This window comes from Arthrobacter sp. RT-1 (assembly GCF_003367205.1).
Lineage (GTDB): Bacteria > Actinomycetota > Actinomycetes > Actinomycetales > Micrococcaceae > Arthrobacter.
Genome location: NZ_QRGQ01000007.1, coordinates 129933 through 153279, shown reverse-complemented (window position 1 = coordinate 153279; position 23347 = coordinate 129933). Strand labels below are relative to the sequence as shown.

At 66.8% G+C, this 23347-nt stretch carries 24 protein-coding genes, 6 tRNA genes and 1 riboswitch; of the genes, 12 read left to right on the top strand and 18 right to left on the bottom strand.

Annotation, left to right across the window (positions count from 1 at the left end; genetic code table 11):
* Window positions 1–108: 108 nt before the first annotated feature.
* From DXK94_RS08305 to DXK94_RS08275, 7 genes are all read right to left on the bottom strand, one after another.
* Complete coding sequence (locus DXK94_RS08305; protein WP_079597093.1) at window positions 109–1446, bottom strand: HRDC domain-containing protein; 1338 nt, start codon at window positions 1444–1446, stop codon at window positions 109–111.
* 55 nt (window positions 1447–1501) lie between these two features.
* Entirely contained in the window at window positions 1502–2149 is a 648-nt protein-coding gene (locus DXK94_RS08300) for a DUF3000 domain-containing protein (RefSeq protein WP_115524598.1), read from the bottom strand.
* 55 nt (window positions 2150–2204) lie between these two features.
* A complete protein-coding gene (locus DXK94_RS08295; protein WP_115524597.1) occupies window positions 2205–3302 on the bottom strand; it encodes a low specificity L-threonine aldolase in 1098 nt (365 codons plus the stop codon).
* A gap of 88 nt (window positions 3303–3390) precedes the next feature.
* Complete coding sequence (locus tag DXK94_RS08290; RefSeq protein WP_115524596.1) at window positions 3391–4128, bottom strand: SDR family oxidoreductase; 738 nt, start codon at window positions 4126–4128, stop codon at window positions 3391–3393.
* The gene (locus DXK94_RS08285; RefSeq protein WP_115524595.1) at window positions 4125–5492 is read right to left on the bottom strand and encodes a DUF6421 family protein; all 1368 of its coding nucleotides are present in this window, start codon (window positions 5490–5492) and stop codon (window positions 4125–4127) included. Before DXK94_RS08285 ends, DXK94_RS08290 begins: the two co-directional genes overlap by 4 nt.
* 145 nt (window positions 5493–5637) lie before the next feature.
* The gene (gene msrB, locus DXK94_RS08280; protein ID WP_181884777.1) at window positions 5638–6162 is read right to left on the bottom strand and encodes a peptide-methionine (R)-S-oxide reductase MsrB; all 525 of its coding nucleotides are present in this window, start codon (window positions 6160–6162) and stop codon (window positions 5638–5640) included.
* 14 nt (window positions 6163–6176) lie between these two features.
* Complete coding sequence (locus DXK94_RS08275) at window positions 6177–6668, bottom strand: hypothetical protein (RefSeq protein WP_115524594.1); 492 nt, start codon at window positions 6666–6668, stop codon at window positions 6177–6179.
* A 113-nt stretch (window positions 6669–6781) separates the two neighbouring features.
* Here DXK94_RS08275 and DXK94_RS08270 point away from each other — a divergent pair, with 113 nt between their 5' ends.
* Window positions 6782–8071, top strand: a complete 1290-nt coding sequence (locus DXK94_RS08270) for a S9 family peptidase (RefSeq protein WP_079597088.1) — start codon at window positions 6782–6784, stop codon at window positions 8069–8071.
* A 9-nt stretch (window positions 8072–8080) separates the two neighbouring features.
* On the opposite strand, the gene DXK94_RS08265 is transcribed toward DXK94_RS08270, so the two are convergent.
* From DXK94_RS08265 to DXK94_RS08250, 4 genes are read right to left on the bottom strand one after another with little or no spacing between them, the layout of a single operon-like run.
* Window positions 8081–8830: a phosphotransferase gene (locus DXK94_RS08265; protein WP_115524593.1), complete on the bottom strand. Its 750-nt coding sequence runs from the start codon at window positions 8828–8830 to the stop codon at window positions 8081–8083.
* Window positions 8827–9339, bottom strand: a complete 513-nt coding sequence (gene ybaK, locus DXK94_RS08260) for a Cys-tRNA(Pro) deacylase (protein ID WP_115524592.1) — start codon at window positions 9337–9339, stop codon at window positions 8827–8829. Before ybaK ends, DXK94_RS08265 begins: the two co-directional genes overlap by 4 nt.
* A gap of 5 nt (window positions 9340–9344) precedes the next feature.
* Window positions 9345–9809 (bottom strand): SufE family protein, encoded by a 465-nt coding sequence (locus DXK94_RS08255; protein ID WP_079597085.1) that lies wholly within the window; start codon window positions 9807–9809, stop codon window positions 9345–9347.
* Window positions 9810–9839: 30 nt separating this feature from the next.
* On the bottom strand, window positions 9840–10763 hold the full coding sequence (locus DXK94_RS08250) for a sulfurtransferase (protein WP_079597084.1): 924 nt from the start codon (window positions 10761–10763) through the stop codon (window positions 9840–9842).
* A gap of 225 nt (window positions 10764–10988) precedes the next feature.
* Between DXK94_RS08250 and zapE the strand changes: the two genes are divergently transcribed.
* Window positions 10989–12026: a cell division protein ZapE gene (gene zapE, locus DXK94_RS08245; protein ID WP_079597083.1), complete on the top strand. Its 1038-nt coding sequence runs from the start codon at window positions 10989–10991 to the stop codon at window positions 12024–12026.
* On the opposite strand, the gene DXK94_RS08240 is transcribed toward zapE, so the two are convergent.
* The 7 genes from DXK94_RS08240 to DXK94_RS08210 all read right to left on the bottom strand — a co-directional run bounded on the left by DXK94_RS08240 (window position 11983) and on the right by DXK94_RS08210 (window position 14432).
* The gene (locus DXK94_RS08240) at window positions 11983–13257 is read right to left on the bottom strand and encodes a benzoate/H(+) symporter BenE family transporter (RefSeq protein ID WP_115524591.1); all 1275 of its coding nucleotides are present in this window, start codon (window positions 13255–13257) and stop codon (window positions 11983–11985) included. The genes zapE and DXK94_RS08240 overlap by 44 nt on opposite strands.
* A 141-nt stretch (window positions 13258–13398) precedes the next feature.
* Entirely contained in the window at window positions 13399–13662 is a 264-nt protein-coding gene (locus tag DXK94_RS08235) for an antitoxin (protein ID WP_079597232.1), read from the bottom strand.
* 225 nt (window positions 13663–13887) lie between these two features.
* Window positions 13888–13959 (bottom strand) — tRNA-Val (locus DXK94_RS08230).
* Between the two features lie 43 nt (window positions 13960–14002).
* Window positions 14003–14075: transfer RNA gene (locus DXK94_RS08225), tRNA-Gly, on the bottom strand.
* Between the two features lie 56 nt (window positions 14076–14131).
* Window positions 14132–14203 (bottom strand) — tRNA-Val (locus DXK94_RS08220).
* A 40-nt stretch (window positions 14204–14243) separates the two neighbouring features.
* Window positions 14244–14314 (bottom strand) — tRNA-Cys (locus DXK94_RS08215).
* 45 nt (window positions 14315–14359) lie between these two features.
* Window positions 14360–14432: transfer RNA gene (locus DXK94_RS08210), tRNA-Gly, on the bottom strand.
* A 319-nt stretch (window positions 14433–14751) separates the two neighbouring features.
* Here DXK94_RS08210 and DXK94_RS08205 point away from each other — a divergent pair.
* The 10 genes from DXK94_RS08205 (at window position 14752) to ribA (ending at window position 23345) form a co-directional block, all read left to right on the top strand.
* Window positions 14752–14826 (top strand) — tRNA-Val (locus DXK94_RS08205).
* A gap of 102 nt (window positions 14827–14928) precedes the next feature.
* Window positions 14929–15789 (top strand): cytochrome, encoded by an 861-nt coding sequence (locus DXK94_RS08200; RefSeq protein WP_079597081.1) that lies wholly within the window; start codon window positions 14929–14931, stop codon window positions 15787–15789.
* Window positions 15790–15852: 63 nt separating this feature from the next.
* Window positions 15853–16440, top strand: coding sequence for a peptide deformylase (gene def, locus DXK94_RS08195; RefSeq protein ID WP_115524590.1), 588 nt, complete (start codon window positions 15853–15855; stop codon window positions 16438–16440).
* Window positions 16437–17357: a methionyl-tRNA formyltransferase gene (gene fmt / locus DXK94_RS08190; protein ID WP_079597079.1), complete on the top strand. Its 921-nt coding sequence runs from the start codon at window positions 16437–16439 to the stop codon at window positions 17355–17357. Before def ends, fmt begins: the two co-directional genes overlap by 4 nt.
* Entirely contained in the window at window positions 17354–18931 is a 1578-nt protein-coding gene (locus tag DXK94_RS08185) for an RsmB/NOP family class I SAM-dependent RNA methyltransferase (protein WP_115524589.1), read from the top strand. Before fmt ends, DXK94_RS08185 begins: the two co-directional genes overlap by 4 nt.
* 11 nt (window positions 18932–18942) lie before the next feature.
* Window positions 18943–19620: a ribulose-phosphate 3-epimerase gene (gene rpe, locus DXK94_RS08180; RefSeq protein ID WP_079597231.1), complete on the top strand. Its 678-nt coding sequence runs from the start codon at window positions 18943–18945 to the stop codon at window positions 19618–19620.
* Between the two features lie 39 nt (window positions 19621–19659).
* A riboswitch (FMN riboswitch) is annotated at window positions 19660–19809 on the top strand.
* A gap of 314 nt (window positions 19810–20123) precedes the next feature.
* Window positions 20124–21209, top strand: coding sequence for a bifunctional diaminohydroxyphosphoribosylaminopyrimidine deaminase/5-amino-6-(5-phosphoribosylamino)uracil reductase RibD (ribD, locus tag DXK94_RS08175; RefSeq protein WP_254865549.1), 1086 nt, complete (start codon window positions 20124–20126; stop codon window positions 21207–21209).
* A complete protein-coding gene (locus DXK94_RS08170; RefSeq protein WP_115524588.1) occupies window positions 21209–21853 on the top strand; it encodes a riboflavin synthase in 645 nt (214 codons plus the stop codon). Before ribD ends, DXK94_RS08170 begins: the two co-directional genes overlap by 1 nt.
* On the top strand, window positions 21850–22617 hold the full coding sequence (gene ribB, locus DXK94_RS08165) for a 3,4-dihydroxy-2-butanone-4-phosphate synthase (RefSeq protein WP_115524587.1): 768 nt from the start codon (window positions 21850–21852) through the stop codon (window positions 22615–22617). Before DXK94_RS08170 ends, ribB begins: the two co-directional genes overlap by 4 nt.
* A complete protein-coding gene (gene ribA / locus DXK94_RS08160) occupies window positions 22614–23345 on the top strand; it encodes a GTP cyclohydrolase II (RefSeq protein ID WP_079597074.1) in 732 nt (243 codons plus the stop codon). The genes ribB and ribA overlap by 4 nt, the downstream gene beginning before the upstream one ends.
* Window positions 23346–23347 lie beyond the last annotated feature (2 nt).

Here is a 23347-nt window from a genome sequence, read left to right as displayed (position 1 = left end):
CATGACGGCAGTGAACCCGATGTTACTCGTCAGTAACTTAGCCCGCAAGAGGAGAGCCCGTGCCTTCCGGCGGGGGCGGCCGGCGCGGAGCCGAACTACCGGGAGGGGCTACTGTTCCGCCGGTACGGCGGCAGCCGGCTTGGGCTCCTTGGGCGGCAGGGGCTGTGGATTGAGGAAAGCGTGGGTGATCAGGGGTGCCGCCAGTCCGACCTGCCACTCGCGTGCCCCCAGGGTGCGCAGTTCAGCGGCCACCGATGCTTCGCTGATTTCCGCTGGAGGACGCCATGCCACGCGCCGCAGGTAATCCGGAGTCAGCAGGTTTTCCAGCGGCAGGTTCAGCTGGTCGGCTTTCTCCTGCAGCAGGGGCCGGGCAGTGGCCAGCCGTGCGGCCGCTTCGGGGTCGCGGTCTGCCCAGACGCGCGGCGGCGGCGGGGCGTTGGTGGCCAGGTGCAGCGGCGGAAGTTCTTCCAGGTCGCGCGCGGTGGCGATGCAGCGCAGCCAGCGCGGGGCTTCCCGCTGCGCCGCCCGGCCATGGAAGCCCTTGGTGCCCAGCAGTTGCGGCACCGTGGCGGGCATGGCCTTGGCCGCTGCCACCAGGGCGGAATCCGGGATCAGCCGGCCCGGTGCCACATCCCTTTTCTGCGCCAGCGAATCGCGCTCCAGCCACAGTTCCCGGACGGCGGCAAGCTGCCGGCGGTCCCTGATCTGGTGCAGGCCGGAGGTCTTCCGCCAGGGGTCGACCCGGGGCGGGGCCACGCCCGCTGCGAGGATGGCAGCAAATTCCTGCTCGGCGTAGTCGAGTTTTCCGTCCGCCTCGAGAAGTTCCACGAGTTCTTCGCGCAGTTCGGTAAGGACCTCGACGTCGAGGGCCGCGTAGCGCAGCCACGGCTCGGGCAGGGGCCGGGTGGACCAGTCGGCGGCCGAGTGCTCCTTGGCGAGGCCGAACCCCAGCAGCTGTTCGATCACCGCGGCCAGGCCAACCCGGGGCAGTCCGGCCAGGCGGGCGGCCAGTTCGGTGTCGAAGAGTTTGTCCGGCCACATGCCGAGCTCTGAGAGGCAGGGCAGGTCCTGGCTGGCGGCATGCAGGATCCATTCGACGCCGCGGAGGGCATCGTTGATGATGTCCAGGTTCTCGAAGGGTTCGGGGTCGATGAGCCAGGTCCCGGCCCCTTCGCGGCGGATCTGGACCAGGAAAGCCCGCTGCCCGTACCGGAATCCGGAAGCGCGTTCGGCGTCGACTCCTGCCGGGCCTGTTCCGGCGGCGATGGCGGCGGCGCAGCGCTCCAGGCCGGCCTGCGTTTCGATGACCAGCGGTACGCCGTCCCGGGGCGCGGCAAGTTCGATGATTTCGGGGATGGGGCTGTCGAAGCCTTCCACCGTGATGTGGGGTGCGGTATCAGCAGCCGGAACGCCGGCCGTGGTGTTTTCCGGAATATTAGGGGTCATGATGCCCCCAGTTTACCGGCCGGCAGGCCGCGGACGGGTGGCGGCAGGGCCATGCCTAGTTCCGCCGCCGGTGCGGCAGGGGCGTCACGCCGTCCGGAAGCGGCGGCAGGCCGGCGAAAGTGCAGACCATGTCGGACCAGGCCTCGAGGTGTGCCGTGACGTCCGGGGATGCCGGGGTCCACGAGGCGCGGAGCTCGATGTCGATGGAGCCGGGCCGTTCCGCAAGGGTGCCGAAGCTCTCGGAGAGGACCCGGGTGGCAGTTCCGCCGGCGGCCCGGTACTGCGCCTTGTGGTTCTCCAGCGCCTCCACCAGCCAGGTCCAGGCGACTGTTCCGAGCATCTCGTCGTTGCCCATGTCCGGTTCCAGTTCGGCCCGGATGTACGTGACAATCCGGAACTCGCCGTCCCAGACTGCCGAGCCGTCGGGGTCATGGAGCAGGATGAAACGGCCGGTAGCCAGCTCCGTTTCGTCGTCGTCCACTGTCCCCGCCGCGGAGGCGAGGGCCATGGCGGCGGGGCCGTGCAGGGGAGTGGCGGTTCCGGTGCCCGGTGCCATGACTTCCGCACCCAGCGCGACGGCGAAAGGTGCCAGGCGTGCCGGCGCGGGGATCTCCGCGAGGCGGAGTTCCCTGCGGCACTGGGCTTTCCTGAGGGTTCCCAACGCGTGGAGAAAGTCCGGGGGAACCTGGTCAAGTGCGTTCACCTTCGCAGGTTACGCAACGGGAAGGGGCAGGGCGGGAAGGCTCGCCGCCGGCGGCTTAGCCGGACTGCCCGTTCCGGTGATCGCGGAGTTCATGGCGGATCGCTGCGGCGAAGGCATCGATATCCTCCTCGGTGGTGTCGAAGGAACACATCCAGCGCACTTCGCCGGCTGCCTCATTCCAGTCGTAGAAGCGGAAGGAGGTGCGCAGCTTGTCTGCCACGCCCGGGGGCAGGATGGCGAAGACGCCGTTGGATTCGGTTTTCTGCGTCGGCTGGACGCCGTCGATGGTGTCGACGGCGGCGCGGAGCCGGGCCGCCATGGCGTTGGCATGCGACGCGGACCGCAGCCAGAGGTCGCCCTCGAGCAGGGCAATGAACTGGGCCGACATGAACCGCATCTTCGAGGCCAGCTGCATGTTCATTTTCCGCAGGTAGACCAGGCCGTGCGCGGCCTCGGGATTGAGTGCCACCACCACTTCACCGAACAGCAGGCCGTTCTTGGTGCCGCCGAAGGAAAGGATGTCCACGCCGGCGTCGCGCGTGAAGGCACGCAGCGGTACCTGGAGGTGGGCTGCGGCGTTGGCCAGCCGTGCGCCGTCCATGTGCAGCTTCATGCCCCTGGCGTGGGCGTGGTCGGCGATGACCCGAACCTCCTCGGGTGTATAGCAGGTGCCAAGCTCGGTGGTCTGCGTAATGGACACGGCCAGCGGCTGGGCGCGGTGCTCGTCGCCCCAGCCCCAGGCCTCCCGGTCGATCAGCTCGGGCGTGAGCTTGCCGTCCGGCGTGGGGACGTGCAGCAGCTTGATGCCGCCGATGCGTTCCGGGGCGCCGTTCTCATCCATGTTGATGTGGGCGGTGGAGGCACATACCACGGCACCCCAGCGGGGGAGCAGCGACTGAAGGGACAGCACGTTGGCGCCGGTCCCGTTGAATACGGGGAAGCACTCGATGCCCGGCCCGAAATGCTCCATCATCAGCTCGTGCAGCCGCGCGGTGTAGTCGTCCTCCCCGTAGGAGACCTGGTGGCCGTCGTTGGCTGCCGCGAGTGCGGCCAGGACTTCGGGGTGGACGCCGGAGTAGTTGTCCGACGCGAAGCCCCGCACGGTGGGGTCGTGCAGCCGCACGGCCGTGCCTGTTTCTGCTGTTGTTGTCATGCCTTTGCTCACGCTTTCAGTCTATGTATCTTCACTGCACCGTACAGTCAGGCACCGTGACGTCAGGAGCCGTACGGTGCTGGTCCGCCTACGGCGCCAGCCGGAGGCGGGTGCCGTTTACGTCGTCTGCCGGGGAACTGAAGAGTCCCACGACGGCGGTGGCCAGGTCCTTGACGTCCGTCGCGCCGGGGAAGGACCTTTCGGGATGGCTGCGGCGCAGTCCATCGTCCACCAGGGCCTTCACCACCAGCACGACGGCGGCAGCCTGCCCGCCGCCGTCGGCAGTTGCTGCCTTGCGGAAGCCGTCCGCCATGGCCATGGTCCACGCTTCGGCGGCCGCCTTGGCGGCGACGTAGCTGGCCACTGCCGCCCCTGGTTTGTCGAGGGCGGTGGAAGACACCATGGCGAACCTGCCGTGGCGGGAGGCGGCGATGTCGTCGAAGAAGACCCGGGAGACGTTGCGCAGCGTGGTGACGGCGGCCTGGTGAAGGAAGTCCCAGTCCTCGTCCGACTGGTCCGGGATGCCCTTCGCTCCCCGCCAGCCACCCACCAGGTGGATGACGCCGTCCACGGGCCCGGCAACGGCGGAGGCTTCGTTGCGCAGCTGCCGGACGTCGTCGAGCCTGGCGAGGTCGCATACGAGGGGTGTGACGCCGTCGCCCGCCTGGCGTGCAGCAGCCTCAATCCGCGCCTGGTCGGACCCCGCGGTGACCACCCGGTGCCCGGCGTCCCGCAGCGCGCGGGCTACTGCCACCCCGGAGGCTCCGCTGCCGCCCGTGACCAGGACGGTGAGTTTCAGCGGTTCCGCGCCCTGGGGCCCGCTCATAGGGCGGAACTGCCCGTGATTCCGGCGGTGGATTCGATGACCGGGCGCATTTTCTTCTCCAATGCCTCGTAGAACATGGACAGCGGGAATTCATCATCCAGCACCTGGTCGGTCAGGCCGCGCGGGGCGCCGGACAGGGGAAGGGCAGCCGGACCCTTCGCCCAAACGGACGCCGGGTGGGGGGTGACGGTTTCCGAAACCAGTTCGTACGCGGCGAGCCAGTGCGCGGTCTTGGGCCGGTCGATGGAACGCCAGTACAGGTCATCGATCTTTGCCCCCAGCGCAATGACGGCGTCGGCCACTTCGTCCCAGTCGATGGTGAGCCGGGTGTCGGTCCAGTGCAGGACATGCTGCTGGTGGAGCCAGGCAAAGAGTAGCTGTCCGCCCAGGCCGTCGTAGTTCCGGACGCGGCTTCCGGTGATGGCGAAACGGAAGATACGGTCGAAGATGATGGCGTACTGCACCAGCTTGGCGTGCCGGCGTGCCTCCGGGTCGGCGTCGTCGTCCTTCTCGATGCGGACGGACTCGCGGAAGGCGGTGAGGTCGCAGCGCAGTTCCTCCAGGGAGTACAGGAAGAACGGCATGCGCTGCTTGATCATAAAGGGATCAAACGGCAGGTCGCCGCGCATGTGCGTCCGGTCGTGGATGAGGTCCCACATCACGAAGGCGGCTTCCGTGAGGTCCTGGTCGGCCAGCATTTCGGCAGCGCCCTCCGGCAGTTCCAGACTGGTGGTTTCGGCGGCGGCCTTGAGCACCCGGCGGAAGCGGGCCGCCTCGCGGTCAGCGAAGATGGCACCCCACGTGAACGTGGGGGTTTCGCGCACGGCGACGGTCTCGGGGAAGAGCACCGCCGAGTTGGTGTCGTAGCCGGCGGTGAAGTCCAGGAAGCGGATGGGGACGAACAGCTTGTTGGAGTAGTCGCCGCCTTCCAGGCCGGCAATGAACTCGGGCCAGATGACCTCGATCAGGACAGCCTCCACCAGGCGGCTGCTGCTGCCGTTCTGGGTGTACATGGGAAAAACCACCAGGTGCTGCAGTCCGTCCCGGCGCTGCTCCTGCGGCTGGAAAGCGAGCAGCGAGGAGAGGAAGTCGGGAACACCGAATCCACCGGCTGCCCAGGCGGAAAAGTCTGCGCAGACGGCCTCCAGGTACGCAGAGTCGTGCGGGAAGGCAGGGGAGAGTGCACTGACGGCGTCAATGATCACCTTGGTCTGGGCGGAGGCTTCACTGTGCGCGGCAGTGTCCGGGATGGACCCGTCCTGGACCTGGAGGGCCTGGAGGGCGGTGGCTGCTGCCTTAAGCCGGAGCCAGTCCTGGTTGTTTGCGGAAATCCCGGTGACGGCGGCGGTCAGGGTTTCAGTCATCGTCGGCTGCCTTTCTGGTTGCTTGCTAACTAGTGCCGAGCGTAGCAAGCAACCAGCAGAACTAATCTGAAAAGCACCCTAGCCTAAGAAATGCTGTGGCTAGAGGACGGGATCAACTGGGCGAGACATGACCGCCGCTGGGGAATCAGTTTCCCGGGTTACCGTCGCTGACCTGCGGCTTTTCGTTCGAAACCAGTTTCAGGGACACCGAGTTGATGCAGTAGCGCTGGTCGGTGGGGGTGCCGTAGCCCTCGCCTTCAAAGACATGGCCCAGGTGGGAATCACAGGTGGCGCAGCGGACCTCCACGCGCTCCATGCCCAGCGTGCGGTCATGGATGTACCGGACGGTGCCCTCAGCCAGGGGAGCCCAGAACGACGGCCAGCCGCAATGCGAATCGAATTTCTCGTTGCTGGTGAACAGTTCCGCCCCGCACGCCCGGCACTGGTAGACCCCCGGGGTGTGGGTATCCCAGTACTCTCCCGTGTAGGGGCGCTCGGTACCGGCCTGGCGCAGGACGTGGTACTCCTCGGGCGTGAGTTCTTCCCGCCACTCGGCGTCGCTTTTCTGGACGGTGGCCTTCGCTGCGGCGGGCTCACCCGGTGCCGCCGTTGGATCTGCCACCGCGTCGGTGGCCTTGTTACCGAAAATGCTGTTTCCGAAGATGCTCATATGAATGCCAACGCTTAGGAGTCGCCGATAAATCCCGAGCCCGCGTACAGGTGCAGCACGGGGACGCCCAGCTGGTCCTGGGCCTTGTTGGCCCAGTCGGTATGGAAAGTATCGGCCACGGCGTGCGGCCGGGTAATCACCACTGCCTGTGAGGCGCCCGTTTCGCGGACCCTGGATACCAGCCCGTTGACCGCGCCGCCGTCCACAACTTCACCGGTGACGCCGCTGCCCAGTCCTTCCAGCGCAGCCAGCGACACGGCAAGGGTTTCCGATGCCTGCGCCCGCTCGGTGGTGGGGTCCGGGGTGTGGGACGTGAGCTCGCGGAAGGCTTTGGCGATGTCCAGCATGGACAGGTTCTCCAGGAAGTCCACCAGCAGGTGCCGCTCGGTGTTTGCCGGCACCAGCACCAGCAGGCTGGAATCCGATCCGTCCACGAGCCGTTCTATGTTCAGGCGGTCGTCCGCCCCCAGGGGTTCTTCGGTCAGGATGACGATGGGATCACTCATGGCCTTAGCCTAGCCCTGTGCATGGGGCGCCGCACTCAATCTTCGGCTCCGCCCGCGGCCGCCACCGCGGTGCGGAATGTGGGCTTCCGTTTCGAGGCGGTAAGAATAGTGCCATGGCTCTTTTCCAGCGCACCAGCCCTGCCCCTGTTGTCCGCACCCCCGAGGACGGCGGAATGTCCCTGGGGACCAAGTGGGCCATCGGCGGGGCCATCGGTGGGGTTTCCCTGGCCGGGCTCCTCGCCACGGGTTCGTCTGCGCTCGCCGTCTACTTTGCGCGCCGGGTCATCACGCCGTCCCGGCAGAGGACGGCCGACCAGGAAGTGCTGGCCGTCATCCGGGACGGCCGGCAGCAGCAGGTGATCCTGGCAGCCACTGACGACACCACGATGGAGGGGGTGTACGGATTCTTTTTCGACGGCGGCAAGGGGCATGCGCGCATCGGCCGCATCGTCTCCTATTCGCCGGCTGAAAGGACGGTCCTGCGCGAGGTGGAGGCCGTGTATTCCGGTGACCTCTCCACGGCGCGCTGGGGCTGGTGGAGCGGTGCCACCTACCCGGACCCGGCCGCCGTCGGAATTCCTGCGGAGGACGTGATGATCCCGGTGGACCGCGGCGAAGCGCCGGCCTGGCTGGTACGCGCCGGAGGTACCGCCCGGACCTGGGCGGTGATGGTGCACGGGCGCGGCGCCACCCGGCAGGAGGCGCTGCGCGCAGTGGGGCCGGCCCTGGAGCTTGGACTCACCAGCCTGGTGGTGTCCTACCGGAACGACGGGCTGGCGCCGTCGGCGGACGACGGCCGGTATGGCCTGGGTTCCACCGAGTGGCGGGATGTCGAGGCTGCCATCGAGTATGCGCTGGGCAAGGGAGCCGAGGAGATCGTGCTGTTCGGCTGGTCGATGGGCGGCGCCATCTGTCTCCAGGCCGCCGATCTGTCCCGCTACCGCCACCTGATCCGCGCCATGGTGCTCGATGCGCCGGTGATCGACTGGGTGAACGTCCTGGCCCACCACGCACAGCTGAACCGCATCCCGTCGCTGGTGGGCCGCTACGGGCAGCTGATGCTGGGGCACCCGCTCGGCCGCCGGCTCACCGGCCTCGCTGCCCCGGTTGACCTCAAAGCGATGGACTGGGTGTCGCGCGCCGTGGAGCTGCGGACTCCCACGCTGATCCTGCACAGCGTGGACGACGAGTACGTGCCGTACAAACCGTCAGCCCTGCTGGCCGAACGTAACCCGGAGATGGTCACGTTTGAGACCTTCAGCCGTGCACGGCACACGAAAGAGTGGAACGTTGATCCGGAGCGGTGGGAGAGGCTGGTGAAGGCGTGGCTGCGGCAACAGCTGGCCCCGCGGCTGAACCCCGGTGCTGCGACTGCGGCCGGATCCCCGCGCCCTGGCCAGTAGGGGCCGCCGTCAGCTGAGGAGCGCGCTCCGCCACACGTCAATGTGCCGTGCGACGTACTCCGCCGAAGCTTTCCAGTGTTCCCCGTGGCCGTCGTCGTACATGCGCGCCCATGGCTGGCGCCCCGAATCCTTCGCTTCCTGCAAGAGGCCGTACATTGCCTGCACGCGGTGGACGAGCGTCTGCGGAAGCGCCCGCCGCTGCCCTTCATCCGCGCGGTAGCCGTCCCTGAATGCGCGAAGGCGGACGCCTGCCTCATGGGGGTCCGCACCTTCCCACAATCCGGCGAAGGACTGTGCAGCGTAGGCAAGATCCCAGAGCCGTGAACTGGGGCCGGCGCCATCCCAGTCAATGAACACCCAGCGGCCACCCGTCACGAGGTTCCACGGGGCGAGGTCGTTGTGGCAGATCAGCTCGGCTTCCGGTGCGGGGATGAGCACCTTCCATCGGCTGACATCCTCCGGGGTGCACAACGGGCTGTTGTCGTGGATGGCCCGGATCATGCCGCCCACCTTGTGGAGATCGGCCGTTTCCAGCTGCCCCCGGTCGATGGCCAGGGTTCCTTCGACGTACTCGATTACCTGGCGGCCCTCGTTGTCCTGTCCCGCGGCCCGCGGAACATCCAGCCCCGCAGCCGCCAGGACGGAAAGAAAGTGATGCACATCCGGGGTGGAGGTTTCCCAGGGCTTCCGCACGGTATTGCCGACCCGCACAACAAAATCCGCAGCGTTGCCGCCGGACAGGGCCTGCTCTTCGCTCACTCGTGCCCGTGGCCCTGTGCCAGCGAGCTGATGGACGCTGTCACGGCGTCGGTCAGCCGTACCAGGTCGGCGGGCGCGAGCTCGATGTCCAGGCCGCGTCTGCCTCCCGAAACCAGCACGGTATCCAGCGCCAGCGCACTGGAATCCAGCACGGCAGGGGAGGGGAGCCGCTGGCCCAACGGAGAGATACCGCCGAGGACGTAGCCGGTCCGCCGCTGGGCAGCAGCGGGATCCGCCATGGCAGCCTTCTTGGAACCCAGCGCGGCGGCGAAGGCCTTGAGGTCAAGCGTTCCGCTGACGGGCACGATGCCGACCGCCAGCTTGCCCTCGACCTCCACCATCAGGGTCTTGAAGACCCGGGCCGGGTCGATGCCGAGGACTTCCGCAGCCTCCGCGCCATAACTGGCAGCGGAAGGATCATGGGTATAGGGGTGCAGCACAAAGGGAACTCCGGCTGCGGTCAATGCCGCTGTGGCCGGAGTTCCCTGTGCGGTGCTTTTGCGTGCCATACGCTCTAGGCGCGGACGCCGGACGTGGCGGCCACCTTGCGTTTGATCCGCCCGAGCATTGCCGTCATGCCCCGCATCCGGAGCGGCGTGATGGCCCGGGTGAGGCCGAGCAGTTCGGGCATGTCGTCCGGCACTGACAGGATCTCACCGGCGGTCAGCCCGTCCAGGCCCTCATGCAGCACGCCGGCGAAACCACGCGTGGTGGGAGCCTCGGCCGGGGCCTTGAAGAACAGCCGCACGGCGGCAGCTGCCGGGCCGTCGTCGTTCTTCTCCGTCTCGATGGTGAGGAACAGCGGGGACTGGCACTCCACAACCTGCTCCAGCAGCTCAGGGTGGTCCTTGAGCCGGTCCGGAAGCTCGGGCAGTCCCTCCGAGAATTCCAGCAGCAGCTGGAGCCTCTCGGGTTCGGTCAGGGCCTGGAAGTCGTCCACGATCGCCGCCAGGGCGGAAGGCAGGGCTTGAGTAGTCATCAGTCCAATTCTACGCGGGAGGAACTCCCGTCAGACTCCTGCCGGGACGGGAAAGGAACCGCGCTCGGCGCCCTTGACGATGGGGACGCGGACGGCGTTGCCCCACTCGGTCCAGGAACCGTCGTAGTTCCGGACGGACTCGAAGCCCAGGAGGTACTTAAGGGCGAACCAGGTGTGGCTGGAACGCTCGCCGATGCGGCAGTAGGCCACGACGTCGTCCCCTTCAGCCAGGCCTGCTTCGCCAAGGTACAGGGCCTCAAGTTCCTCACGGCTGCGGTAGGTGCCGTCAGCGGCGGCGGCGCGTGCCCACGGAATGGAAGCGGCGGTGGGGATGTGGCCGCCGCGCAGCGCGCCCTCCTCCGGGTAGGCAGGCATGTGGGTGCGCTGGCCGGTGTATTCCTCGGGGGAGCGGACGTCGATGAGGGGCTTGCCCAGGTGCGCCAGGACATCCTCCTTGAACGCGCGGATGGGAGCGTCATTGCGCTCGACCTCCGGGTAGCTGCCGCGTGCGGGGGCCGGCTTCTCCTTGGTCAGCTCACGGCCTTCGGCAATCCACTTGTCGCGGCCGCCGTCCAGCAGGCGGACGTCCTGGTGGCCGAAAAGGGTGAAGACCCACAGGGCGTAGGCGGCCCACCAGTTGGACTTGTCACCGTAGATGACCACGGTGCTGTCGCGGGAGATGCCTTTTGACGCCGCGAGCTCGGCAAAGGCGGCGCCGTCCACGTAGTCCCGGGTCACCTCGTCGTTCAGGTCGGTGTGCCAGTCGATCTTCACGGCACCCGGAATGTGCCCGGTTTCGTAAAGGAGGACGTCCTCATCGGATTCGACAACAACCAGTTCACCGTTGGCTACCGCGCCGCTTTCGATGGCCGCGGCAAGCCATTCGGTGGAGACCAGCCGCTCGGGGTGGGCGTAGGCAGCGAATTTCTCGTTCTGTTCAACGGGGTAGGGCATAGCGTTGGCCTTTCATTGAGAACACGGGACAGCTGAATGTGGAAGGGCGCCGGTGTTGGGACCTGGTCCCACACTAGCCAGCGCCCCACGCGATGTCCGTATTCCGTTAACAGGACGAAATGTTGCCTTCATCACGCATCCGGCTGCCGGGGCGGATGAAGCCCGGGGCTGCAGCCTGTTGCCGGTATCCTTTCTGGGGACCTCCTACCAGCAGAACGGACCACCTTGGTACAGATCGAACAGCTTGCCGCCCGCACTCCGGCAGTTTCGGTGGATGAACTCCTCAAGGGATTCTTTCCATCGCCGCGATTCGGCCAGGTCTCCTTTGCCAGCTACCGGCCGGATCCCAAACAGCCCAGCCAGGCCGCAGCAGTCCGCGCCCTTCAGGGCTTTGCCGAGGGCGTGGGATCGGGTGACGGCGGCGGCCTGTTCAAGAAGCTGTTCGGCAAGAAGGACACCTCCCGTGCCGGGATCTACCTGGATGGCGGCTTCGGCGTGGGCAAGACCCACCTGCTTGCGTCCCTCTGGCATGCGGCGCCGGGCCCCAAGGCCTTCGGCACTTTCGTGGAATACACCAACCTGGTGGGTGCCCTGTCCTTCCGCAAAACCGTGGATGCGCTGAGCAGCTACAAACTTGTCTGCATCGACGAATTTGAACTCGACGATCCGGGCGACACCGTCCTGATGTCGCGGCTCATGCGCGAACTGGCCGACGCCGGCGTCAAGCTTGCCGCCACATCCAACACCCTCCCGGGCTCCCTGGGCGACGGCCGGTTCGCCGCCGTGGACTTCCAGCGCGAAATCCAGGTCCTGGCCGACCAGTTCGACGTGATCCGGATCGACGGCGAGGACTTCCGCCACCGCGGACTGCCCGCCGCCCCGGCACCGCTGAAGAACAGCGAACTCTCGTCCCACATGAAGGCGGAGTTCGACGGCAAGACTGTGGCCCAGGACGAGTTCGCCACGCTGATCCACCACCTCGCGGGCGTGCACCCCAGCCGCTACCGGCAGCTGATCGACGGCATCGACGGAGTGGTGTGGCGCAACGTGGAAACCATCACCGAGCAGGCAGTGGCGCTGCGGTTCGTGGTCCTCGCCGACCGCCTCTATGACAAGGACGTTCCCATCCTTGCCAGCGGCGTCCCGTTCGACAAGCTCTTCACCGAGGAGATGATGACGGGCGGCTACATGAAGAAGTACTTCCGCGCCGTCTCCCGCCTCACCGCACTGGCCCGCGAGGGCCAGAACCACGAACCGTCCTGACGGGCTTCTCGTCCGCCGGGGACCGGTCACCGCGCTGAACGAGCAGTGACCGCACCGCCAGGCCGGCAAGAAGGGCCCAAAAGGCCGAGCCGATCCCCGCGAAGGCGAGCCCGGAAGCCGCCATCAGGAAAGTGACGGACGGGGCGATCCGGTCCTCTGCGTCCGCCAGTGCGGACGAGACCGCCGCGGCCAGGGTTCCCAGCAGCGCCAGTCCCGCCACCGCCTCCAGCATCCCGGCGGGTGCGGCGTTAACCACCGTTACCAGGGCGGCGGAGAAGGCAGCCAGTACCAGGTAGGCCAACCCCGAGGTGAAACCTGCCACCCAGCGCCTGCTCCGGTCGCTGCCGGCCTCTTCGCTGGCGGCAAGGGCCGCGCTGAGGGCAGCAAGATTTATTGCGTGCCCGCCGAATGGTGCACCGAGGACGGTGCCGGCGCCAGTCACCAGCATGGAAGGGCGCCACGGGGTTTCGAAGCCAAAGGACCGGAGGACAGCCACGCCGGGGACGTTCTGCGAGGCCATGGTCACCACGAACAGTGGAAGGGCAATTCCCGCCATGGCCTGCAGGCTGAACGTGGGCGTGGTCCAGACTGGAGCCGGCAGGAAGCTTCCGGCGCCCAGCCCGCTCCCGCCGGCCGCAATCGATATGCCAATGACGCCAAGCGCCACCAGCAGGGCAGCCGGAATTGCCCAGCGCGGCGCGAATTTCATCATCAGCAGCCAGCAGACGATCACCGGGGCCACAAACAGCGGGACGCTTCCCAGGGCTTTGAACGGGGCCAGGCAGAGCTGCAGGAGGACTCCGGCAAGCATGGCCTGCGCCAGGGTGGTGGGAATCCTGGACATCAGCCGGCCAAGTGAAGGAACCAGGCCCGTCAGGGCTATCAGGATGCCGGTGGCGATAAAGGCCCCGACGGCGGCCGGCCACCCGCCGTCGGCCGTTCCGGATGCGGCAAGGAGCGCTGCGCCGGGCGTGGACCAGGCAAGTGTCACGGGGACTTTGGAGCGCCAGGTCAGCAGGAGCACGCCGACGCCGACAGCCAGGGTCAGGGCCAGCAAGCCGGACGCCGCCTGGGCCGGGTCGGCGCCCACCGCCTTGAGGCCGGCCAGCACCACGGCGAAGGATGAGGTGAAGCCCACCAGGGCGGTGACGATGCCTGCAACAACGGGCCGGGAATCGAATCCGGAGGGCTGGCCGGCCTGGTGGGATTTCAGTGGGGAGGACTTCGCCATACCCGCAGGTTACCGGCGCCCCCGCTCGAACAGGCAATCGGAAGCGGCACCTGCTGTTTTAAACGCCAAAGGCGCGGGTGCCGCCTCCCGGCGGGACCCGCGCCCCCTTGACGTGCTAGGGCAAGGCCCTGGCCAAATCCTTTACGGAGTCCTGTCAGCCGGCGGAACCGGGTTGACGGGAGTAACCGGGGGAACCTGCTCGGCGGCAGGTGCCTGGCCCGGGGTTCCGTTCTTGTCAATGAGCTTGGAAGCGCCATTCTGGATCTTGTCGACGTGGCCGGAGTACTTGCCTCCGGTCTTGGTGTCGACGAAATCGCCGGCCTTGCTGATGCCGTTCTTGATGGCCTGCTCGTTGCCATGGATGAGACCCTGAGCCTTGCCCTTTAGATCGTCAATTAGTCCCACGAGCACCTCCCTTCAATCGCGGAGCCAGGTCGCTCCTCGCGCCTTCGATCCTAGCCCTGCCAGGGAAGGCTGCCAAGGAAATTGGGAGCTTTCGGTGTTCGCCCGGAGCGGATGCCCCACCTTGCCCCATCAGTTGTGGTTCCTATTGCCCGGTCTTGGCATCTGGACCTGATGGGGCATCCGGGGAAACGAAAAAAGCAGCTCCGGAGAGCTGCTTGAAAAGTGTGGGCGATACTGGGATCGAACCAGTGACCTCTTCCGTGTCAGGGAAGCGCGCTACCGCTGCGCCAATCGCCCGGAACCGGAAGCCCGGCTTATGGGATTGTACAAGAAGTAAGAGAGCGGACGACGAGATTCGAACTCGCGACATCCACCTTGGCAAGGTGGTGCTCTACCAGCTGAGCTACGTCCGCGTGTGCAGTATTTTCCGGCCGGAGCCGGACTGCGTAAGGCAAGTTTCCTTGCCCAGTGGGCGATACTGGGATCGAACCAGTGACCTCTTCCGTGTCAGGGAAGCGCGCTACCGCTGCGCCAATCGCCCATTGCATCCGGATTTTCTCCGGAAACCATGGTTTTCACCGAGGTGGGTACGGGATTCGAACCCGTGTATACGGCTTTGCAGGCCGCTGCCTCGCCTCTCGGCCAACCCACCGTGTAAGCGTGATTCCGGGGAATCCTGCCGTGACAGTGTCCTGCGAGCGGACGACGAGATTCGAACTCGCGACATCCACCTTGGCAAGGTGGTGCTCTACCAGCTGAGCTACGTCCGCATTTTGGAGAGGTGATTCGCTGCCGTTCCCGGCATTTCCTCGCGTTCCAACGAGTAAAAACAATATAGGAGGTTCCGGGATTCTCCAAATCGGGTGCTGCGCCGGGGCCGGCAATGCGCCCGCTTCCCTGTAATGGCGCGGTTCCCGGAGAGTTACAGGCGTGTAATTCCCGACGGCGGGACGTTACGTGGCACTTATACGTGGCACTTATAGGGGCAGCTTCGACAGGGCATTCCAGGGATCGTTTACTCGCGGGCGACTGCCGCTGGATGCCGATTTTTGAAATGGCCGGATGGTGGGCTAGCATTCAAATGCATCAGGGCGATTGGCGCAGTGGTAGCGCGCTTCGTTCACACCGAAGAGGTCACTGGTTCGAACCCAGTATCGCCCACCAAAAATTGGTCCGTTTCCGCTCATTAGCAGTGGAAACGGACCTTTTTTGTGCCCGGACCTGAGCCCGGAGTTTTTGTCGGCCCCCTGTGAAAGAGTCTTTTGTATGACTGATCCACTTCTCGCCCACGCCACCGAGTACGGCCGGATGTACGCGCGGTCCACATCCGAGCAGTTCTCGGTACCGTCCATCACTACGGTGATCGGCCAGCAGCCGCACGGGCTGGACGGCTGGTTCGGATACATGGGTGCCAGCAGCCTGGCCAAGGATCCCCTGTTGGCCGACTGCCTGGGAAGCCCCGCCAAAATCAAGCAGGCCGTTAACCGTGCCGCCAAGGCTGCCGAGACTTACCGGGACGAGGCAGCCAAAAGGGGAGACCGGGTCCATAACTACTGCGAACAGGTGGCACTCCGCGCGCTCGGCCGGCCGCATGCCATGAAGGAGACCCGGGAGGCCCTGGCGGCCAACGGCGAGGAAGCCTTTGCCGTCCGGTTCGACGAATGGTGGGAGCTGTACCGGGTGGAGCCCATCGCTCCGGAAATTACCGTGTGGAACCACTCTGTCGGCTATGCCGGCACCCTGGACCTGGTGGCGCGCATCAACGGCCGCGTCTGCCTGATCGATTACAAGACCAAGGGCACCACCCGTGACGGCCTGGTCAAGCCGCTGGATGACAAGGTGGTCATGCAGCTGGTGGCCGGAATGAAGGCCGAGGAAAGCCTGGTTGATCCGGTGGCGGGAACCTGGGAACCCTGGAAGTACGGCGAAAACCCCGTGCTGCTGGCGGTCGCCATCGGCGAAACGGAAGTGCGGCCGGTGCGCGCCAACCCTGAGGTCCTGAAGCACCACTGGTGGAAGTTCTGCGCGCTGCGGCGGGTGTGGGAGCTCTCCGCGGACACCATCAGCGCAGGCACTGCGCTGCTGCCCATTGCCCCGCCGCCGCTGGCACAGGTGCGCACCGCATAGGAACGGTCACAGCACCTAAACTGGATTGGTCCCCTTTGCCGCAACCTTAAGGAAAAACAGCGCATGGCTATTCTGAATATCCGCATCATTGGCGATCCTGTGCTGCGCACAGTCGCCGATCCCGTGACGGATTTCGGGCCTGAGCTTGCAAAACTGGTCGCGGACATGACCGAAACCATGGAGGACGTGGAGGGTGCAGGCCTCGCCGCGCCCCAGGTGGGCGTCAGCAAGCGCGTCTTTACCTACCGCATCAACGGCGTCGAGGGACACATCATCAATCCTGTGCTGGACAACAGCGAGGATTACCAGCCCGATGAGGTGGAAGGCTGCCTTTCCATCCCCGGCCTGGGCTTTCCTGTAAAGCGCTTCCGCGCCACCCGCGTCACCGGCGTGGATGTCAACGGGAACCCCGTGTCCGTCGAGGCTGAGGGGATGCTGGCACGCTGCTTCCAGCACGAGAATGACCACCTGGACGGCATCCTCTACACGGACCGCCTGGAAGGGGAGGACCGGAAGGCCGCCCTGCGTTCCATCCGGAACGCCAACTACGAGGCAGTCACGGAACGCACGACGGCGAAACGCGCCAAGACAGTAGGGTCAAGTTTCGGCGGCTCCAGCTTTGGTGCCGGCGCGGCTGGTATCAACGGGTGAGGGTCCTCTTCGCAGGCACGCCAACCGTCGCCGTCCCGTCCCTGAATGCCCTCATCGAGGCAGGCTTTGACGTTGTTGCCGTCCTGACGCGCCCGGACGCCCCCATTGGGCGCAAACGCGTGCTCACGCCGTCGCCCGTTGCCGCCCGTGCCGCCGAACTCGGGATAGAGGTCATCCGTGCAGCCCGCGTTGATGCCGAAGCCACTGCCAGCATCGCAGCGGTCAATCCCGATGTTGCGGCCATCGTGGCTTATGGCGGACTGGTCCCGCCCGCGGCCCTTGCCATACCCCGCCACGGCTGGGTCAACCTGCACTTTTCGCTGCTGCCCGCCTGGCGCGGAGCGGCGCCCGTGCAGCGTTCAGTGATGGCGGGCGACGACGTGACCGGCGCCGTGACGTTCCGGCTGGAGGAAGGCCTGGACACGGGTCCTGTTTATGGCACCCTTACCGAGACGGTGGGTCCGGATGACACCGCCGGTGAGCTGCTCGAACGGCTTTCCCACAGCGGCGCGGTCCTCCTGGCGCAGACGCTCTCGGCAATCGAAGCAGGGAAGGCCTCGCCTCAGCCCCAGTCCGGCGACGTATCACTGGCGCCGAAACTCACGCTTGAGGACGGCCGCCTCAACTGGGGCCATCCCGCCCTGGCCCTGGGACGGCAGGCACGGGGGGTCACTCCTGAGCCGGGTGCCTGGACGATGCTTCACGGGCAACGCGTCAAACTGGAACCACTCCGGCTCCGCCCCGATGTCTCCGGGCTGGCGCCCGGCTCGATGGCAGTAGAAGGCAAAAGCGTCCTGGTGGGCACCGGCTCCCACGCTGTGGAACTGACCCGGATCCAGCCCGCCGGCAAAAAGATGATGTCCGCTGCCGACTGGGCACGCGGTTTAGGTTCACTGGAAAGCGTGGTGTTCGAATGAGCGGGTCCGGCGGCAATTCAGGGGGGCAGGGAAACGCGGGCGGACGTGGCGCCGGTCAAGGCGGCCGCGGCAAGGGCGGCCCGCGGGACGACAGCCGGCGCAACGCCCAGGGCCGCGAACGCAATCGCGGCCCGCAGCGGAACTTCACCGGGAACGCCCCGTCCCAGCGCACCCGTCGGGCGGATCCCGCACGCCTTGTGGCGTTCGAGGTGCTGCGCGCCGTAGCGGCCGAGGACGCTTACGCCAACCTGGTCCTGCCAACCCGGATCCGCCACCACGGACTGGACAAGCGCGATGCCGGCTTCGCCACTGAACTCAGTTACGGGGCCCTCCGTGGCCAGGGCACCTACGACGCCATCCTGGCACGCTGCGTGGACCGGCCGCTGGACCAGCTTGACCCGGCCATCCTGGATGCCCTGCGCATCGGAACCCATCAGCTGCTCGCCATGCGGGTCCCGGCCCATGCTGCCCTGGACCAGACCGTGGGCCTGGCCCGCGCCGTTATCGGTGCAGGGCCGTCAGCGCTGATCAACGCCGTGCTTCGCAAAGTCACAGCACACAGCCTCGACGAATGGCTCGACCTCCTGGTGGACGGCGAAACCGATGAAACCAGGATCGCTTCCCTCCGCCATGCCCACCCGGAGTGGATTGTCCGCGCGATGCGCCAGTCCCTGGTGGCACACGGACGTCCGGTGGCCGAGATCAACGAACTCCTGGAAGCAGACAACGCCGCACCCGTGGTCAACCTGGTGGCACTCCCGGGGCTGGGGAGCCTGGACGAGGCGCTGGAAAACGGCGCAACCCCGGGGGAACTGGTGGAAGGGTCGGCGCTGTCCAGCGGCGGGGACCTGGGCCGGCTTTCCTCCGTCCGCGAAGGCACCACACGCGTCCAGGATGTCGGCTCCCAGCTTGTGGCCCGCGCCATGGCGGCGGTGGACCTCGGCCCTGGCGGCGCCCGTGACGGAAATGCTGAAGCCTGGCTGGACCTGTGCGCCGGCCCCGGCGGGAAGGCGGCGCTGCTCGGCGCCCTTGCCAGGGAACGGCAGGCCACCCTGCTGGCCAATGAACCGGCGCCGCACCGCGCCAAGCTCGTCAGCCAGGCGCTCTCTGCCGTTCCCCGCGACACCTGGCAGGTCCGTACCGGTGACGGCCGCGAGGTCGGCATAGAACAGCCGGAGTCATACCACCGCGTACTGGTAGACGTACCGTGCAGCGGACTGGGAGCCCTCCGCCGCCGTCCGGAGTCCCGCTGGCGCCGTTCGCCAAAGGACCTGACGGACCTTGGTCCCCTGCAGCGGGAGCTCCTTGCTTCGGCGCTGGCCGCCGTCCGGCCAGGGGGAGTGGTGGCCTATGTCACCTGCTCGCCGCATCCGGCCGAAACCAAGGCCGTGGTGGCTGATGCCCTCCGCAAGCGCGACGACCTCGAACTCCTCGACGCCGGTGCGGCCCTGGACGCCGTCAGCCTGACGGGGAGCCTGGGTGCCGGGCACGAGTCCACCGCGCAGCTCTGGCCACATGTCCACAGCACCGACGCCATGTTCCTCGCCCTCATCAGGAAGAAGCAGAAACAGTGAAAGGCAACCCCGTGACGCAATGCTGCATCAACCCGAGCATCCTCTCCGCCGACTTCGTCAACCTTGAGGCTGAACTGCAGCGCATCAGCAATGCCGACGCCGTGCACGTGGACGTTATGGACAACCACTTCGTGCCCAACCTGACCATCGGGCTGCCCGTGGTGCAGCGAATCCAGGCCGTTAGCCCCGTCCCGCTTGACGCGCACCTGATGATTTCCGACGCCGACCGCTGGGCACCCGGTTTCGCCGACGCCGGCCTGGCCTCGGTGACGTTCCACGCCGAGGCGTCCATCGCCCCCGTGAAGCTGGCCCGTGAACTGCGGAGCAGGGGCTCCAAGGCCGGGATGGCCCTGCGGCCCGCTACTGCGGTGGAGCCCTACCTGGACATGCTGCAGGAACTGGACATGCTGTTGATCATGACCGTGGAACCGGGCTTCGGCGGCCAGGCTTTCCTGGACGTGACACTGCCCAAGATCCGCCGCGCGAGGGCGGCGATCGACGGCTCGGGAATCGGCGTAGCCATCCAGGTGGACGGCGGAATCACCGAAGAGACAATCACCCGCGCTGCGGAAGCGGGCGCCAACGTCTTTGTCGCCGGCTCTGCTGTCTACGGCGCCGATGATCCTGCCGCTGCAATCGACCGGCTGCGGCAGGAAGGCGCGCGGACGTTACGCGCAGCGTCGGAATAACCGGGAGTAGGTTCTGGTTGTGGCACAATAACAAAACACATACGTGCTCCGGGGTCGGTGTAAGTCCGAACCGGCGGTGACAGTCCGCGACCCGCGAGCCGGTGGTTTTCTTCGGAGAATCCCGGCAGACGGTTGAACCGGTGAAATTCCGGTACCGACAGTTAAAGTCTGGATGAGAGAAGCACGTACAGCTGTATCTGCGGGGCCGTCGGGCTCCGCAGCGTTCTGCTGTCGTATACCCCCGGAGCCATCGCGGTTCGAGAGGGAAGGAACGACACAGGAATGAACCCCAAGCGATGGCTCTTTGATGCCGATAACACCGCTGCTTCGATGGCAGCCACCCCCACTGTGGTGGCAGCCGCATGACGGTCAGCAACCCGCCGGTTACGGCGCAAAGCCAAAACCTCCGTCAGGACGCCACTGGAACCCTGCCATCCGGACACCCGGGACTGAGTTCCGCCGCCGGAATCGTCACAGCCTTCAGCGCCACTGAAACCGCTGCCATGGAGGCTGCCCTCCAAGCAGCCCTGCAGGGGCCGCGCGGAGCGAACCCGCTGGTGGGCGCCGTCGTCGTCGATCCCAAAGGCCGCACCCTCGTCACCGGATTCCACCGCGGCGCGGGAACTGCCCACGCGGAGGCTGACGCGATCGAGCAGGCCAACGCCGCAGGGCTGGACCTGGCCGGATGCACCATGGTGGTGACGCTGGAGCCGTGCAACCACGTGGGCCGTACCGGCCCCTGCGCCGAGGCCATCATCGCCGCCGGTATCACCGACGTGGTGTACGCCGTGGATGATCCCCATGACCCCGCCGCCGGCGGAGCCGCAACGCTCCGTTCCGCGGGGGTCCGGGTCCGCAGCGGACTCGGCGCCGCCGAATCTTTGGACCTGAACCGCCGCTGGTTCGAGGCGGTGGCTGCCCGGCGTCCCTTCGTCACGCTGCATATCGCGCAGACCCTCGACGGCCGCATCGCCGCCGAGGACGGCACCAGCCAGTGGATCTCAAGCCCGGAATCCCTGATCGACAATCACGCCATCCGCACCCGCATCGACGCCATCCTGGTGGGCACGCAGACTGTGCTGGTGGACAATCCGAGGCTGACAGCCCGTGATCCCCAGGGAGCACCCGCTGCAAAGCAGCCGGTGCGTGCCGTCATGGGACTCCGCGATATCCCGGCCGGGGCCGCCATCCGCGGTGACGACGGCCTGGCCGTGCACCTTCCCACCCGGGAACCCCGGGAGGCCCTGTCCACGCTCTACGCATCCGGCGCCCGCCACATCATGGTGGAGGGAGGCTCGCGCATCCTCAGCGCATTCCTCACCGCCGGGCTGGTCGATGAACTCATCGTGTACCTCGCCCCCACCTTGCTGGGGTCCGGAACCCCGGCCCTGAACGGCCTGGGCATCACCAGCCTTCCGGACGCCCAGCAGTGGGAGTGGGACGCGTCCGACGGCGGTGCGGTGCGTACGCTGGGCCGCGACCTGAGACTTCACCTGAGACCGCAACGGACTGTTGCCCTCGATCCACAACCAGCACTCAACCCACAACCGTCCCGCGGCAGCGCGGAGCAAGCCCAGGGAGGCTACTGATGTTTACCGGAATTATTGCCGAACAGGGACACGTCCTGTCCGTGGACCGTGACGGCGACACCAGCGCCACAGTGCGGCTCCAGGCACCAAGCACCACGCAGGGCCTTGCCCTGGGTGGCTCGATCGCAGTCAACGGTGTCTGCCTGACGGCCACGGAAATTGACGGCAAGGAGTTCAGCGTGGACGTCATGGGGGAGACCCTGGTCCGCAGCACCATCGGCGAACTCGCAGCGGGCGACTCCGTGAACCTGGAACGCTGCGTCCCGGCCGGCGGACGGCTGGACGGCCATGTGGTGCAGGGCCATGTGGACGGGGTGGGAGTCCTGCTGGAGCGGGAGCCGCTGGGCAACTGGGAACGGCTCCGCTTCGGTGTGCCCGCCAACCTGGCCCGCTACATCGCCGAAAAAGGGTCCATCGCCATCGACGGCGTATCCCTCACCGTCACGGCCGTCAGTGCCGCCACCGAACCCGAGCCATGGTTCGAAGTGGGTCTGATTCCCACCACCCTGGCGGAGACCGGCCTGGGCGCCAAACGTACGGGCAGCCGGGTCAACCTCGAGGTGGACGTCCTGGCCAAGTACACCGAACGCCTGCTGGCGTTCAATACGTCCCGCCCCGCCGCTGCCGAAGGAGGCGCACGATGAACGCGGCCCTCCGGCTCCAGCCCGAAGTAGCCGGCGCCGCCGCGGCCGGTTCCGGTGCCGGCAGTGCCCTGGCCGGCAACGCCCAGGCGGAACCTGGCCGTGCACTTGATTCCATCGAGGAAGCAGTACGGGCGATCGCCGCCGGCCGGCCCGTGCTGGTGGTGGACAACGAGGACCGGGAAAACGAAGGCGACATCATCTTCGCCGCCCAGCACGCCACCCCGGCACTGATGGGATGGACCATCCGGTACAGCTCCGGCGTCATCTGCGTCCCGCTCTCCGGCGACCGCGCGGATGCCCTGGCACTGCCGCCCATGGTGGCAGTCAATGAAGATGCCAAGGGAACCGCCTACACTGTCTCCTGCGATGCGGCCGTGGGTGTCAGCACCGGGATCTCGGCCACGGACCGGGCCCTCACGGCCCGGGTGCTGGCGGATCCGCAGGCCGTGCCCGCGTCAGTCACCCGGCCGGGGCATATATTCCCGCTTCGTGCAGTTGACGGAGGTGTGCGGGAACGCCCGGGCCACACGGAGGCCGCGGTGGACCTGTGCCGCCTGGCCGGCCTTGAGCCGGTGGGCGTCATTGCAGAAGTGGTGTACGACGACGGCGAGATGATGCGTTTGGACGGGCTCCGCGCCTTTGCGGCAGAGCATGGCTGCCCCCTGGTCTCCATTGAGGACCTGGCGGCCTACCTCGCAGCAGGGCCGGGTGTTCCCCACGACAGCGCCCGGGAGGTTCCGGGCGGGAAGAAGGAGACAAGATGACGGCGTCCGCAGCCAGCGACGGCATGCACCAGGATGGCCACCGGACGGGACGCACCGGCAGCGGTGTTGTGCCCCATCCGGTCAGCGGCGGCCCCATCGTGCAGCTGCCCACCGCTTTCGGCGATTTCGTGGCGCAGGCATGGACAGACCTTGTGACCGGCGTTGAACACCTGGCTGTCAGTTCCCCCAACCCTCCCCGCGACGGCAAGGCCCCCCTGGTCCGCCTGCACTCCGAATGCCTCACGGGTGACGTGTTCGGCTCGTACCGGTGTGACTGCGGCGAGCAGCTGGCCTATGCGCTTGAAGTGATCCACGAGCACGGCGGCACACTGCTGTACCTGCGCGGCCAGGAAGGCCGCGGCATCGGCCTCGCCAACAAGATCAAGGCCTACGCGCTGCAGGAGGCCGGCTTCGACACGGTGGAGGCCAATGAGCAGTTGGGACTCCCGGTGGATGCGCGCTCGTACAACGCCGCAGCCCAGGTGCTTGCCGAGATGGGCCTCCACGAGGTCCGGCTGCTGAGCAACAATCCGGACAAGCAGAACAGGCTGGCACGTGCCGGCGTCAAGGTAGTGGAGATGGTCCCCACCGAAGTGCCGTCCCGGGACCAGAACATCCGCTACCTGCAGACCAAGAAGGACCGGATGGAGCACCGCCTGATCCTGGACAACCACGTGGCAGCTGTGCCCGTGACCACCCCCGATACTTTTATCCACGAACAAGACTGAAC

Coding starts and splice junctions, on each gene's coding strand:
- ybaK (WP_115524592.1), bottom strand. CDS start 9,339: ATGGCACGCAAAAGCACCGCACAGGGAACTCCGGCCACAGCGGCATTG.
- DXK94_RS08170 (WP_115524588.1), top strand. CDS start 21,209: ATGTTTACCGGAATTATTGCCGAACAGGGACACGTCCTGTCCGTGGAC.
- ribA (WP_079597074.1), top strand. CDS start 22,614: ATGACGGCGTCCGCAGCCAGCGACGGCATGCACCAGGATGGCCACCGG.
- ribD (WP_254865549.1), top strand. CDS start 20,124: ATGGAGGCTGCCCTCCAAGCAGCCCTGCAGGGGCCGCGCGGAGCGAAC.
- def (WP_115524590.1), top strand. CDS start 15,853: ATGGCTATTCTGAATATCCGCATCATTGGCGATCCTGTGCTGCGCACA.
- msrB (WP_181884777.1), bottom strand. CDS start 6,162: ATGAGCATCTTCGGAAACAGCATTTTCGGTAACAAGGCCACCGACGCG.
- DXK94_RS08270 (WP_079597088.1), top strand. CDS start 6,782: ATGGCTCTTTTCCAGCGCACCAGCCCTGCCCCTGTTGTCCGCACCCCC.
- DXK94_RS08240 (WP_115524591.1), bottom strand. CDS start 13,257: ATGGCGAAGTCCTCCCCACTGAAATCCCACCAGGCCGGCCAGCCCTCC.
- DXK94_RS08185 (WP_115524589.1), top strand. CDS start 17,354: ATGAGCGGGTCCGGCGGCAATTCAGGGGGGCAGGGAAACGCGGGCGGA.
- DXK94_RS08295 (WP_115524597.1), bottom strand. CDS start 3,302: ATGACAACAACAGCAGAAACAGGCACGGCCGTGCGGCTGCACGACCCC.
- DXK94_RS08290 (WP_115524596.1), bottom strand. CDS start 4,128: ATGAGCGGGCCCCAGGGCGCGGAACCGCTGAAACTCACCGTCCTGGTC.
- DXK94_RS08305 (WP_079597093.1), bottom strand. CDS start 1,446: ATGACCCCTAATATTCCGGAAAACACCACGGCCGGCGTTCCGGCTGCT.
- DXK94_RS08200 (WP_079597081.1), top strand. CDS start 14,929: ATGACTGATCCACTTCTCGCCCACGCCACCGAGTACGGCCGGATGTAC.
- DXK94_RS08275 (WP_115524594.1), bottom strand. CDS start 6,668: ATGAGTGATCCCATCGTCATCCTGACCGAAGAACCCCTGGGGGCGGAC.
- DXK94_RS08255 (WP_079597085.1), bottom strand. CDS start 9,809: ATGACTACTCAAGCCCTGCCTTCCGCCCTGGCGGCGATCGTGGACGAC.
- ribB (WP_115524587.1), top strand. CDS start 21,850: ATGAACGCGGCCCTCCGGCTCCAGCCCGAAGTAGCCGGCGCCGCCGCG.
- DXK94_RS08285 (WP_115524595.1), bottom strand. CDS start 5,492: ATGACTGAAACCCTGACCGCCGCCGTCACCGGGATTTCCGCAAACAAC.
- DXK94_RS08250 (WP_079597084.1), bottom strand. CDS start 10,763: ATGCCCTACCCCGTTGAACAGAACGAGAAATTCGCTGCCTACGCCCAC.